At 68.8% G+C, this 12,604-nt stretch carries 17 protein-coding genes; 15 read left to right on the plus strand and 2 right to left on the minus strand.

The features are described 5' to 3' along the window. Position 1: 1 nt before the first annotated feature. The 9 genes from B7P34_RS04785 (at position 2) to B7P34_RS04825 (ending at position 6,999) form a co-directional block, all read left to right on the plus strand. Positions 2 to 904 carry a phage distal tail protein gene (locus tag B7P34_RS04785; RefSeq protein WP_106674516.1) on the plus strand — a complete coding sequence of 301 codons (903 nt, stop codon included), beginning with the start codon at positions 2 to 4 and terminating at the stop codon, positions 902 to 904. 13 nt (positions 905 to 917) lie between these two features. After that, on the plus strand, positions 918 to 1,907 hold the full coding sequence (locus B7P34_RS04790; protein WP_106674517.1) for a hypothetical protein: 990 nt from the start codon (positions 918 to 920) through the stop codon (positions 1,905 to 1,907). A gap of 22 nt (positions 1,908 to 1,929) precedes the next feature. Beyond that, entirely contained in the window at positions 1,930 to 3,021 is a 1,092-nt protein-coding gene (locus B7P34_RS04795; RefSeq protein ID WP_106674518.1) for a hypothetical protein, read from the plus strand. Beyond that, entirely contained in the window at positions 3,021 to 3,722 is a 702-nt protein-coding gene (locus B7P34_RS04800) for a hypothetical protein (RefSeq protein WP_146166729.1), read from the plus strand. Before B7P34_RS04795 ends, B7P34_RS04800 begins: the two co-directional genes overlap by 1 nt. A gap of 98 nt (positions 3,723 to 3,820) precedes the next feature. Next, positions 3,821 to 5,230 (plus strand): hypothetical protein, encoded by a 1,410-nt coding sequence (locus B7P34_RS04805; protein WP_223267502.1) that lies wholly within the window; start codon positions 3,821 to 3,823, stop codon positions 5,228 to 5,230. 28 nt (positions 5,231 to 5,258) lie between these two features. After that, positions 5,259 to 5,507: a hypothetical protein gene (locus B7P34_RS04810; protein WP_106674521.1), complete on the plus strand. Its 249-nt coding sequence runs from the start codon at positions 5,259 to 5,261 to the stop codon at positions 5,505 to 5,507. 75 nt (positions 5,508 to 5,582) lie between these two features. Further along, a complete protein-coding gene (locus tag B7P34_RS04815; RefSeq protein WP_106674522.1) occupies positions 5,583 to 6,452 on the plus strand; it encodes a peptidoglycan-binding protein in 870 nt (289 codons plus the stop codon). A gap of 26 nt (positions 6,453 to 6,478) precedes the next feature. Continuing rightward, positions 6,479 to 6,742 (plus strand): hypothetical protein, encoded by a 264-nt coding sequence (locus B7P34_RS04820; RefSeq protein WP_106674523.1) that lies wholly within the window; start codon positions 6,479 to 6,481, stop codon positions 6,740 to 6,742. Beyond that, the gene (locus B7P34_RS04825; protein WP_106674524.1) at positions 6,739 to 6,999 is read left to right on the plus strand and encodes a hypothetical protein; all 261 of its coding nucleotides are present in this window, start codon (positions 6,739 to 6,741) and stop codon (positions 6,997 to 6,999) included. The genes B7P34_RS04820 and B7P34_RS04825 overlap by 4 nt, the downstream gene beginning before the upstream one ends. Positions 7,000 to 7,476: 477 nt before the next feature. Here B7P34_RS04825 and B7P34_RS04830 read toward each other — a convergent pair whose 3' ends face one another. Both B7P34_RS04830 and B7P34_RS04835 read right to left on the minus strand, forming a co-directional pair. Beyond that, positions 7,477 to 7,737: a hypothetical protein gene (locus B7P34_RS04830; RefSeq protein ID WP_106674525.1), complete on the minus strand. Its 261-nt coding sequence runs from the start codon at positions 7,735 to 7,737 to the stop codon at positions 7,477 to 7,479. Next, entirely contained in the window at positions 7,734 to 8,189 is a 456-nt protein-coding gene (locus B7P34_RS04835; protein WP_106674526.1) for a hypothetical protein, read from the minus strand. Before B7P34_RS04835 ends, B7P34_RS04830 begins: the two co-directional genes overlap by 4 nt. A gap of 246 nt (positions 8,190 to 8,435) precedes the next feature. On the opposite strand from B7P34_RS04835, the gene B7P34_RS04840 reads away from it, so the two are divergent. The 6 genes from B7P34_RS04840 to B7P34_RS04860 all read left to right on the plus strand — a co-directional run bounded on the left by B7P34_RS04840 (position 8,436) and on the right by B7P34_RS04860 (position 12,521). Beyond that, positions 8,436 to 9,287 carry a helix-turn-helix domain-containing protein gene (locus tag B7P34_RS04840; protein WP_106674527.1) on the plus strand — a complete coding sequence of 284 codons (852 nt, stop codon included), beginning with the start codon at positions 8,436 to 8,438 and terminating at the stop codon, positions 9,285 to 9,287. Between the two features lie 4 nt (positions 9,288 to 9,291). Next, positions 9,292 to 9,489, plus strand: coding sequence for a DUF397 domain-containing protein (locus B7P34_RS04845; RefSeq protein ID WP_223267503.1), 198 nt, complete (start codon positions 9,292 to 9,294; stop codon positions 9,487 to 9,489). Between the two features lie 379 nt (positions 9,490 to 9,868). Continuing rightward, positions 9,869 to 10,330 carry a hypothetical protein gene (locus B7P34_RS04850; RefSeq protein WP_146166730.1) on the plus strand — a complete coding sequence of 154 codons (462 nt, stop codon included), beginning with the start codon at positions 9,869 to 9,871 and terminating at the stop codon, positions 10,328 to 10,330. A 98-nt stretch (positions 10,331 to 10,428) separates the two neighbouring features. Then, complete coding sequence (locus tag B7P34_RS04855; protein ID WP_223267504.1) at positions 10,429 to 11,460, plus strand: radical SAM protein; 1,032 nt, start codon at positions 10,429 to 10,431, stop codon at positions 11,458 to 11,460. 10 nt (positions 11,461 to 11,470) lie between these two features. Continuing rightward, positions 11,471 to 11,635: a hypothetical protein gene (locus tag B7P34_RS37240; protein WP_189382465.1), complete on the plus strand. Its 165-nt coding sequence runs from the start codon at positions 11,471 to 11,473 to the stop codon at positions 11,633 to 11,635. A gap of 79 nt (positions 11,636 to 11,714) precedes the next feature. Further along, entirely contained in the window at positions 11,715 to 12,521 is an 807-nt protein-coding gene (locus B7P34_RS04860; protein WP_106674530.1) for an aminoglycoside phosphotransferase, read from the plus strand. The last annotated feature ends 83 nt before the right edge of the window (positions 12,522 to 12,604 follow it).

Below are 12,604 nucleotides of genomic sequence, written 5' to 3' on the forward strand. Positions count from 1 at the left end.
CATGGCCCCCGGCGATCTGGCTCGCGCCGCCGGGCACATTCAGTTCGGCGACTTCCTCATAGGCCCCGGAACGCCCGTCCGCTGGAAGGGCGTTGCCGGGTGGGAGGAGACACCGGGAGTCGATTCCGGCACCGTGCCGCGCTCATCCGCGCACGGCGCCTTCCCCGGCGCGCTGCTCGCGCAACCTCGCACCATCACAGTGAACGACCTCGTGCTGCGCACCGAGCCCGGCGCCATGAGTGCCGCGGTGCGCGCCCTGGCCGCGGCGCACGCGCTGCGCGACGACGAGCTGCCCCTCGCAATCAAGCTCGACGACGGGCCAGCCCTGATGTGCTGGGCCCGGTGCCTGCGCTACAGCGTCCCCGTGGCGTCCGGCTACCGCATCGGTGTCGCCGAGGGCGGCGCCTTGCTGTTCGAGGCGACCGACCCGAGGCGCTATTCGCTGGTCGAGCAGCGCGTCGAGGCGCGTCTGCCGCGGCCCGAGCCTGGCCTCGACTGGCACCTCGACCCCGGCCCCGAGGGGCTGGTGTGGCCGCTGGACTTCGGCCCGCCGGGCAGTACCGGCGGCATGACCGCGACCAACGAGGGCGACGCCCCCGTCAGCCCCTTGATCGAGTTCCGCGGGCCCGTCGACCGGCCGAGCCTGACGAACATCACTACCGGGGACGTGATCGAGTACGACATCGTCCTCGACGCTGCCGACGTGCTCACCGTCGACACCTCGGCCGGAACCGTCCTGCTCAACGGCACAACGTCGCGTCTGGGCACGGTCACCGGGCGCAGTGTCCCCGAGTCGGTATTCACGCTGCTGCCGGGCACGTCGACGCTCGCCTACCGCGCCGCCCCCGGCTCATCCGACCCCCGCTCGTCCGTGGCTCTGATCTTCCGCTCGGCCTACTGGTAAGGAGAACCGCTCCATGACCGTCCGTTCCGCGTGGCTGCTCGGCACCGGGCAGACCCGCGAAGACACCCGCTTGGCCCCGCTCGGGGTAATGGCGCCCGCGGGCGAGATGACCAGCCGCGACGGCGTGATCGCCGGCGGCGCGCCCTTCTCTGCATCGGGGGTGTCGGCGATGCAGGTACAGATCGGTGTCGGCCGCGCGGTCGTGCAGGGCACCGTCGCACAGGGCGCCTACCCGGTGGCGATCACGGCCCCGGAGGTGGTGACGATCGCCGACGGGCACGCCCAGTTCGGCCGTGTCGACTCGATCGTGCTCCGGGTCGCCGACCCGGGGTACGACACCTCTCCGGCCCCTGCCGTCCGCGTCGAGGTCGTCCAGGGCGAGCCGACCGCTACCCCCGCCGCACCCACCCTTACGGGCGCTGCGTTGCGGCTGTGGGACGTCACCGTGCCCGCCGGTATCTCGGCCGGCACCGGGGGCATCACCTGGTCTAGCGCGCTCGCCGACCGGCGGCGCTTCACCAGTGCCGCGGGCGGCATCATCCCCCGCGGCTACGGGCTCGCCTTCGCCGGCTCCTACGACGGGCAGTACCGCGACACAGGGGCAGGGCTCGAACGGTGGTCGGCTAAGGCCGGCGCGTGGCAGCCGTACCCGGCTGACTCCGGGTGGCAGCCGCTCACCCTGTCCTCGGGCTACGGCTGGCCCAACCACGGCACGCCCGCGGCATGGCGCCGCATCGGACCCTTGATCATGCTGCGCGGGCGCATCGGCCCGACGAAAGCCGGGAGCACGATCCCCAACGGCGCGACGATCCTCACGCTACCGGTCGAGGCGCGTCCGGCCGGCGGCAGGGAATTCGCGTGGGCGTCCCCGCGTGACCAGATCAGCCGAGGTCCCTCCATCTGCCGTGTCGAGATTCAGCCCGGCGGCGCGGTGCGCACTTACGAGTTCTGGGAGCTCCCCCAGTGGATCAGCCTTGACGGGGTGACCTATACAGCCGACTGAACCATGTGCGAGGGGGTGAACGTTGATCCCCTATCGCGTCTTGTTCTGCGATCTGCGCACCGACCAACTGCTCGACGTCCTACCAGTACAGGGGTTGGCGTTCGACGACTGGATTGGTAAGACGCCGAGCATGTCCGGCACTATCCCGGTGCCGAATGCCCAAATCGCCGCCCGCGTACGGGAGGCCGTACAGCCGGGCCGTACCGCGGTATGGGTCGAGCGAGGGCGCGAAATATGGTGGGGTGGGATCCTGTGGACCGCGCGCGTCAACAGCAGCAGCCGCGGCGAGCTCACCGTGCAGATGCAGGCGGCCGGCTGGGACTCCTATCTCGATCACCGCATGCTCTATGACACGCTCACCGCGACCGGCGTCGACCAGTACGACATTGTCCGCACGCTCATCGACTACGTGCAGAACACCGTCGGAGGCGATATCGGAATCACCTACGACACGGCCCCCTCGGGCGTGCATCGCGACCGCGTGTACTCCCGATACGACCTGCCGCACATTCGCGACCTGATATCCCAACTTGGGGCGGTCGAGGGCGGGTTCGAGTGGCGCATTGCGTCCATGCGCGATCCCGAAACCGGCTCCCGCGTCAAGCGCCTCCAGCTCGGCTCACCCATCCGTATGGGGGCGAGCGAGATCGTTCTCGACCATCCCGGGCCCGTGCTGGCCTACGGGTGGCCAATTGACGCCACCGTGACGGCGAACGCCTGGCAAAGCCGGGGCGCCAGCACGAACCAGAACCAGGCCGAAGCCTCTGTTCCTCTCATGTCCGGCCTGCTCGTCGCCGACCAGGACCTCGCCGCCGGCTGGCCCCGCCTCGACGGCAGCTCGGACTATCAGACCGTCGTCACGCAGGACGTACTCGACGCACACGCCCGCGCCGACCACGCCCGCGCCCGCGACCCCCTCACCATTCCCGAGATCACAGTGCACCTCGACGGCACCCTGTCGCCGGCCCTGCTCGGCGCCACGATCCGGCTCCGGATCCGTGACCGGTGGTGGCCACAGGGGCTCGACCAGAGGTACCGCGTGATCGGCATGTCCGTCACACCCGCCGAGCGCGGGCGCGCCGAGACAGCCCAGTTGCATTTGGAGACCGCCTAATGGCTGCTGTGCCAGTCGACTTGCTCGACCGTATCCGTGAACTCGAAAGGCAGGTACGACAGCTCGCCGGTCGATCTCAAATCCGCCCAGCAATGAATCAGGTCAGCAAAGGCGACGTGCGCATTGGCGAGGGCGGCACCCTCGGCGTATACGCGCCCAACGGCGCGCAGATCCTCGGCGTTGGCCGCTGGCCAAACGGCGAATACGGCTTGCACTTGGGGCGCCAGAACGGCACGTCCGCACTGACCATTCGGGTTGGCAACGACGACGCCATCCCGCAGCCGCTCCGCCTTTGGGATGCGAAAGGAACCGAGATCTGGGCCGACGATGTGCGTACGGGAGGCATCGCCTTCCCGTACCTCGGCCTCCTCCCGCCACAGGCCAGCAGCCCTACCTTGTGGCCACGTACGAGCAACAGCGATTTCTCTCTGATCGCACAATCCTTCAATTCTATTTGGCAGCCCAAGATTCGCCTTTTCATGCATACGGCTGCCGACAACGGAACAAGCGGTGAAGTGCGTGTACTCGTCGGCGGAAAGGTATGGGGGCCGACCGTGAAAGTCGGTGACGTATTTGACTACGTCGGATTTACCGGCGCCGACCCCGGTTCGCTTGTCGAAATCACCGTCGAGGCCCGTCGCACCAGCGGGACGGGATCCGTCTACGCCCAACCCAAGATGCTCTACGGCCGCGAGACGTAACGCACCAAGGAGGTAGTTCCCTGCTCCCCGAATCCATTCCTACGGTCACGGTGCGCGGGCGTTTTCTCAGTCCCGACGGGCGCCCGCTTTCCGGCAATGTGACCTTTCGGTTTCAGTCGCAACTCACCTTCCCCGAGGCCGACATCATCCTCGGCGGCCCGGTCGTGGCTCCGCTCGACGCCCAAGGGCAGATCGAGGTCACCCTGCCTGCCACGGACGCCCCCGGCATGGACCCCGCTGGCGGCTCGATCACCGTCACCGAAGCACTCTCGGGCATCCCGGCCGGCCGTAGCTATCAGCTCCTCCTACCGGCAAAGCACCCGCACGTCGACCTCGCCGACATCGCCCCCACCGATCCCACCAAGCCCCAGTACGTACCCGTGGAAGGCCCCCGCGGCGACCGGGGCGAGCGCGGCCCGTCCGCGTACGAGGTCGCCCTCGCCGAGGGATACGTCGGCACCCGTACCGAGTGGCTGGCGTCGCTCGTCGGCCCCCGCGGCGCCACCGGCCCCCAGGGCGACCGCGGACCAGCCGGCCCCGTCGGGGCGCCCGGCGTCATCCAGTCCGTCAACGGCTTCTCCACCGCGGCGATCACCCTCACCGCGACACACGTCGGCGCCATCCCCGCCGCCGCGGCCGGCGCCGCCGGCGGCGTGGCCACCCTCGGGGCCGACGGCCGCGTGCCTGCCGCACAACTCCCCACCACAACCGGCGGGGGCGCGGTCGAGTCCGTCAACGACCGCACGGGCCGCGTGCAGCTCGACGCCGCAGCAGTCGGCGCGGCACCCGCCACTCACACGCACACCGCCGCTCAGGTCGGCGCCATCGCCACCACCGCCCGCGGCGCGGCGAACGGCGTCGCCAGCCTGGACGGCGCAGGCCGGCTCCCCGTGGCGCAGCTCCCCACGAGCGTGGGCCGAAACGTCTGGACGCCGCAGGCCCTCGGCTTTCAGGCATGGACCTGTGACCCGTACGGGGTCGCCAACCCCACAGCGAAGTACCTCACGCCGCAGCGGCTCTACGTGTGCGGCATCAACATCACGGAACCGACTCCGGTCAACGCGGTGATCATGTTCTCGCGTGGCTATGGAGGCGTGTCCTCCAACCGGTACGCCGCGGGTATCTATCGCGAGGACGGAACAAAGGTCGTCGGCACAGCGGCGCCGGTCAGCCTCGGAATGGCAGGGCAGACCACTGGCAGCCCACCGCAGATGATCAACACCCACGTCGGGGCGACGCCGATCGCCATGCCCTCGACCGTCACCCTGTCGCCCGGCCGCTACTGGGCCACGTGGGTTCTGGCCACAGGTGGCACAGCGGATTACGCGTACTACCACGTGCAGAACGAGGCCCCCGTCGCCGCCGCCAACTGGTTCTTCGGCACCCCGTTCGCCCGCGCCTGGTACCTCAACGCCCAGTCCGACACTCCCGCCCGACTGTCCCAGGGCGATGCAGGAGTGCTCACCGATCACGACGTTCCCATCATGGCACTCGCCCTTACCCCTTGATCCGCACGCAGCAGATAGGACACATCACATGGCACAGATCGTTCGGGCTGAAATCGCCGTCTCGTTCGGCATCGACGAGAAGAGCCCGCAGGAAGCCGTCGTCCGGCACTCCATCCCCGTCGCCACCTTCATGCCGGGCGGCAGCGTCTACCTGACGCCCCAGGAGAACGAGGCCGCACTCAGGGCCGCCGCCACGGCGTTCGCCGCAGCCCTCCCCACCAACCGCGGATACAACATCGCCGCCCACCTGGTGAGCGAGGCCAAGACCCCCGCCTGAAACCCACTTCACTCCCACACCACCCCGACGCCCCGTGCCCATGGCCGGGGCGTTCTCATGTCTGGAGTCCCTTTCATGGCTGCACCTCTGTCCCCCGACGCCCTGCTCGACGCCCTGCGCGCCGAGGGCGTCAACGTCATCCCCTACGGCGACTGGCGTACCCACGACCGCGGTAACCGTGGCGCCGGCTGGGGTCCGATCAACGGCGTGATCATCCATCACACCGCGAGCTCGGGCACCGAGTCCTCGGTCGAGCTGTGCGTCGATGGGTACGCCGAGCTTCCCGGCCCGCTGTGTCACGGCGTGATCGCGAAGAACGGTGACGTGTACCTGATCTCGGCCGGCCGCGCCAACCACGCCGGAAGCGGAGACGCGGACGTGCTCGCCGCCGTCGTCGACGAGCGGCCGACCCCGGACCCCTCCGACAGCAACGCCGACGGCAACGCGCGGTTCTACGGGTTCGAGTGCGTGAACCTCGGCAACGGCAACGACCCGTGGCCCGAGGCACAGCTCGACGCGATCGAGCGCGCGTCCGCCGCGATCTGCCGCGCCTACGGCTGGGCGGCCGCGTCCGTGATCGGCCACAAGGAGTGGACCGATCAGAAGATCGACCCGCGGGGCTTCTCCATGCAAACGATGCGCGAGCGGATCGACCGCCGCCTCGGCCACGCCCCCGGCAAGCCCGTGCCGGCCCCGGAGTTCGAACCGTTCCCCGGCCGTGACTTCTTCAAGTCGTACCCGCGCTCGCCGATCGTGACCGCGATGGGTCGCCGGCTCGTCGAGGAGGGGTGCAGCGCGTACGCCGCGGGCCCCGGCCCGCAGTGGACCGTCGCCGACCTCCGCTCGTACTCCAAGTGGCAGCGCGCGCAGGGATTCTCCGGCAGCGACGCCGACGGGTGGCCCGGCCGCGTCACCTGGGACGCGCTCCGCGTCCCCAAGGTCTAACTACCTCACCTCGAAAGGAACTCGCCATGACTGATGCTTCCCGCAGGACCATCCGCACCGTGGTGCAGACGGCGGTCGCCCTGGCCGTGCTGCTGCCGGCCATCGTGGACGCCGCCGGCATCCCCCGCGCCCTGCCGTGGGTCGCCGGCGCCCTGGCCGTCGCCGGTGGCCTCACCCGCGTGATGGCGCTCCCCGGCGTTCAGGCCCTCATGCCCGGATGGCTGCGCACCGCCCCCGACCGCGACGCCGAGCTGCGCGCGCTCAACCGCCCTCGGGACGGCGCCCGGTGACCACTCCCCCGCCCGACCCGACCCCGGTCGCCCTAGAGCTGGAGCGGCTGCGGGCGGTCGCCGAGGTGGGGTTCGCCCGCATGGACGGGTCGCTAGCGCTACTCGTGCAGCGGGGCGACCAGACCGACAAGGCACTCGCCGAACATCGGGCCGAGATCGACGAACTCAAGCGGGGCCGGTGGCCCCTTCCGAGCGTGGCCGCCGTGGTCGCGCTCGCAGCGCTGCTCCTGTCCCTCTGGCAGACGATCACCCACTGACACACAACGCGCCCCCGGTACCGGCCTTGTGCCGGCACCGGGGGCGCTCTTTGTCGTTGGTGGGCATGAGGCAGGGCCCGGTCGGCGGCTGTCGACCGGGCCCTGCGTTCGGGGATTCACCGGGCGGGATACCTTTGCGGCGGCCGGCGCGGGAGTCTCCCCGGTCCTATACCGCCCGCCTCATCGTGGCCGGGCGATGCAGGACGGCTGCGGCGCCATGTGCGGCGCGCTCGACGGGCGTGCCGACGTTGCCGACGACCTCGCGCAGCGAATTTCCTCTCGTCCTCGATCGAGGCGAGTACCGTCACCGTGACGGGCGCCTCGTAGCAGTGGCACCGGTACCGCTTCCCGGGACTGCCGATCGGGGGCGGGGTGAAGCCGCGGTGTGGATCGGGCAGCAGCCACCAGAGCAGGAGCAGCAGAAGGAACAGGGCCGCCCCCGCGAGGACGATGGACCCGACGACGACGGGCCCGGGGTCAGCGCCGCGCATGGCCGGCTCCCTTACTCAGGGGGGAGGGACGTCGGCGGACGAGCGACCGTAAGCGCCGCGCTGCGCGCGCGAGGCGCGGCTCGGCAGGGGCGACGTCAAGGCCGACGTACTCGGCGAGCTCGTAGGCCAGCTCACGGGCGAGCTGCGGTTTGAGCTCGACCATCAGGCGCGTGTCGAAGTAGAGCCAAAGCACGCGGGTGGTGCGTAAGCCCACATGACTCAGGCTGAAGCGCTGGGGCTTGATCACGCCTGCACCGGCCCATCGGTGGGCAGCTCGAACGACACGCACGTTGCGCGCCGGTGACCGTTCCACGTTCGAGCGACGCGGTACCAGCTCGCGGAATTGCGCATGATCGCGAGCAGCGGCTCGGCGTCGAGGTCGGTCTGCCCCAGGTAGCTGAAGGGGCGCGCGTCGGTGTCGCTGTCCTCGACCTCAAAGATCACGAAAGCGTCGTGCACGCATACGCTCACGGTGAGCACCGGGTGCTCGGGCGTGCGGTCGAGGACGTACGCCATCGCGTCGGACACGCAGATGAGCGCGTCCTCGATCAGCTCGGGGTGGGAGCGAGCGAGGATCGCCCGCACGGACTCGCGTGCGACGCGGACCGCCGATCGAGTGGCCGGGACGGCAACGCAGTAGGTCTTGCCGTGGGTGGTGCTACTGGTGGTGCGGGGACTGCTGAGCGTGACTGTACTCATGGGGCGTCTCCCATCCGTCGTAGCCGCGCACCTCACGCCGTCCGTGGCTCGGCCGCCCCCCGGAGTGCCCGTCAAATGGCATGCAGGCGGCTGCACTTCGGGTCTTCCCGGCGTGCTGCGCGGTGCTGTCAGGACCATAGGGCGATGCCGGGAACCGATGCAACCTTCTCGGTGAAAATGTGCACCGGCTAGACCCTGCGAAGGTCACACGCGAGACTGTCCGCACCAGACCAGGGGAGGAACGGCATGCCACCAAGGACGGCACCGACGGGACGACAGCAGAGGCTCGGCGCCGAGCTGCGGAGGATGCGCGAGCAGGCCGGCCTCTCCCCACTGGACGCCGGCCGCGAGCTGGGAGCCGACCGCACACGCATCAGCAACACCGAGGCGGGCCGGCTCGGATTGAGCGCGGAAAGAATCCGGACCTTTGCGCGCATCTACTCATGCCCCGACAGCAAGTACGTAGACGCCCTTGTTGCCATGGCGGACGAGCGGGGTAAGGGATGGTGGGAGGAGTACCGGGGAGCACTCTCCCCCAGCACGCTCGACCTTGCAGAGCTGGAATACCATGCTTCCAGCTTGACGGTTCTTCAGCTCGCGTACATCCCGGGACTTCTCCAGACCGAAGAATACGCACGGAGCCTATTCCTGAACACGGTTCCACCGCTTGCCAAAGTAGATGTCGAGCGCCGCGTGTCGTTCCGGATGCAACGGAAGTGCGTCATGCAGAGAACCCCAGCGACCCCTTGTACCTTCGTGGTCCATGAGTGCGCCCTGCGGATGCTTCACGCCGGCGTGGACGGGCAGCGTCGACAGCTCGACAGGTTGATTGAGGTCAGCAGTCACGAGGGGGTCACCGTTCGCGTGATCCCATTCGCGGCCGGATCGTTCCCGGGAGCTAACACGTCTGCCACATTCGCCGAAGGCGTTGTCCCGAAGCTGGATACAGTCCAGATCGACACTGCCCACGGCTCGCTATTTCTCGACGCCGAAGCGCACCTTGAGAATTACCGGAGCATTCTGAGGTACGCCAAGAAGACCGCCCTCGCCCCCAAGGAGTCGAGGGATTTTATCCGCAACATCGCAAATCAACTGTGAAGGCATGGAGATGTCGGAAGTCAAGTGGAAGAAGTCGTCCTTCTCTGGCGATAGAGATGAATGCGTGGAAGCGGGTGCGCTCAATGGGAAAGTCGTGCTCCGGGAAAGCGACGACCCCGAAGTGATCGTGTCCACCACGCCCGCCAAATGGCGAGCCTTCGTTCTCGGCGTCAAGGCCGGGGAGTTCGATCACCTGATCTAGCGATCTTCCACGCCTCAGAGCCCTCCATCTCCGCAGGTGGGGGGCTTTTGGCATATGCCGGTGCAAGTGTTTTCCGGTGCACCATTGCACCAAGGCTTGGGCGGCGCTACGGTCTCCCCCTGCACCGCCGCGCCGCGGAGCGGTAGGCGAAGCCCGCGCCCGGCGCTCGGTGCAACTCCCGCACAACGATAGCGAGTTGGACGGGAGTCCCCCCGAAACCCTCTCCCCCTGCCCCCTTCCCTGTCGGCAGGGGGAGAGGGCCCCAGGTCCAAGGGAGCGCGCAGGGCACATGACACGGGCGGCAGAGAAGGCAAAGGCAGCGACAGCAGCGGCACTTGCAGCAGACGCAGCAAGAACCGACGAAGGGTCCCGGCGTGTGGTGGGACAAGCACTCGTCACCAACCGCCATGGCCACACCCTCATGGTTACCCGCCCGTCGGGATCGCTTGAACTTCCCGGCGGCGAATCCAAATTGGAAGAACCCGCCGTGCGGCCCGCCGCCTACAGCTTGCGCCGCCTCGGACTCCACAACACGCCCGGCCCCCTCCTGACCGTCGACCACATGGAAGCCATTCCGCTTGGCGCCACAGGTGATCGCTTCACCTTCATTTTCTACTGCGGACAGCTCACCGATTCCGAGGCCGCCGCCCTCCTCGCCAGCCCGCTACCGGACGACGTGACCGAACTGACGTTCTTGAACCCGATCTACCTTCACCCGAGCCTGTCACCGTACGACAGACGGTGCCTCGACGCCGCCCTCGCCGCACTCAGAGACAAGACCGGCACCCCCTACCTACGCAACGGAATCCGGAGCACCCGCCCCCTCCACCTGCCCACCTGACGCACGACTGCACCCTCGCCGGAGGCCCCATGCACGCAGTCATCGCAAGCCCCCAGGAAGCCAAACGCGTCATAGTCCGCCCCGGAGCCCGCTCCGGCATGCAGATACCCGAAGCCCATTACCAGGAGCTCGCCGCCGCGGCCGACGCCTGCCTCGACGTCCCCCCATGGCTCGTCAACGCCGCCCACACCGCATGGGGAATCGACCTCGCCGGCGAGCGCTCCGACCACGCCGTGATCGTCCGCCCCGTGACCGAGCTCGGGTACAGCCGCGCCACATGGGAAATCAACCTCGGCTGCAACTTCGCGTGCGCGCACTGCTTCCTCGCCGCCCGCCCCTTCGACGGCCTCTCGCTCGACGACAAGCTGCGCATGCTCGCCCTGCTCCGCGACGCTGGCGTGCTCTGGCTCCAGATCACCGGCGGCGAACCCCTGATCGACCCCCATTTCGCCGCCGCCTACGAGCACGCGTACGGCATGGGCATGATGATCGAGATCCTGTCCAACGGGAGCCGACTGCACCAGCACATCGACCTACTCACGACCATGCCGCCGCACAAGGTGACCGTCTCCCTCTACGGCGCCACCGCGGACAGCTTCGAAAGCCTCACCCGCGCCAAAGGCTCCTTCAAGAACACCATGCGCGGCCTGGCCGCCGCCCGCGACGCCGGCCTGCCCGTCGAGCTCACCATCATCATCACCAAGCACAACGCCCACGAACTCGACGCAATGCGCACCCTTGCCGAGCAGTACGGCGTCGCACACAAGGAGTTCGCCAACATCAGCCCCACCTACACCGGCGGACCCGACCCCCTCGCCGCACAGTCCCCCGAGCACCTCGACAAGACCAGCGTCTTTCAGGGCTGCCCCGCCGGCCACACCTTCTTCCACGTCAACCCCCATGGCCACGCAACCATGTGCAAAATCGGCCGCGAGAACCCCATCGACCTCATGGCCGACGGGCTCGACGGCCTGCTGCGTCTGCCCGCCATCGCAGACGCCCAAATGCTTCGCACCGGTGGCTGTAGCGGGTGCGCACTCTCGGCCACGTGCCGAGTCTGCCGCCCCCTCGCGAAGGCGTACCAGGAAGCGAAGGCACCACTGCACGTCTACTGTCAGCACGGAAACTGAGGAGACCACCATGACCGCTGTACCAGTGGAGATCGGTCCCCGGCCGGCAACCCTGAACCTCACGCTCGCCCCGCCCGCGCCCACCGAGCCCGACGGCGTCCTGATCGTCGACGACGTCGAGGCCCTCGCGGCCGGCTCGACGCCCGGCTGCAACGACGACAACCCGTACCGGTAACCGGCTAGTCGCACCCTGAGCGGGCCCCATAGCGTTCACACGCTATGGGGCCCGTTCGTCACGCCACAAGGAGGCACCCTTGCCTACCACCCGCACCGCGTTCGAAGACCTACCCGCCACCGTGCGCGCCGCCATTGAGGACCGCACCGGCCCCGTAATCGAGATCGAGACCGCCTCGGCCGGCTTCAACAGCCAAATCTCGGCCCGCGTCACCGGCAAGGACAGCGTCGTACACCTCAAGGGACTCCGCAGCGATCACCCCCGCGCATGGACACAGCGCCGCGAAGCGGAGGTGAACCCCTACGTGTACGCGGTCGCCCCCGCCCTACTCTGGCGCCTCGAAGTCGAAGGATGGGACCTGCTCGCCTTTGAGCACCTCTACGGCCACCACGCCGACTACACTCCCGGATCACCCGACCTACCCAAGGTCGCCGCCACCCTCCGCGACCTCAGCGCTGTGCCCTGCCCAGACATCGAACTCCGCCACGCCGAGCAGCGACTGCACGCCTACGTCGCTCACCCCTCGCACGCCGAGTTCTTCGCCGGCCCCGCCCTGCTCCACACCGACCTGAACAACGAGAACGTCATCGTGGACGAGCGGGCCCTGCTCGTCGACTGGGCATGGGCCACCCGCGGCGCGCCCTGGCTCGACGCGGCGTACTGGGTGATCTGGCTCATGGCCGCCGGCGGACACACCCCGGAGTCCGCGGAGGAGTGGGCGGCGCGTGTCCCTGCCTGGCACACCGCCTCTCAGGCAGGAATCACCGCGTTCGCCGCCGCCAACGCGAACATGTGGGAAGAGATCGCCGGCGACGAGCCCGACGAGTGGACCGCGCGCCTGCTGCACGCTGCCCGAGACTGGTCTGCCTACCGCTCCGCCCGCTGATCCCATCTGCCTGCCAGCCCCGCCCCGGTCTGGCAGGCGGAACCCACGCCCGGCGCGTTCAGCTCAACACCGTGACGCGATGA

The organism is Streptosporangium nondiastaticum, assembly GCF_003011965.1.
Classification (GTDB): Bacteria; Actinomycetota; Actinomycetes; order Streptomycetales; family Streptomycetaceae; genus Streptomyces; species Streptomyces nondiastaticus.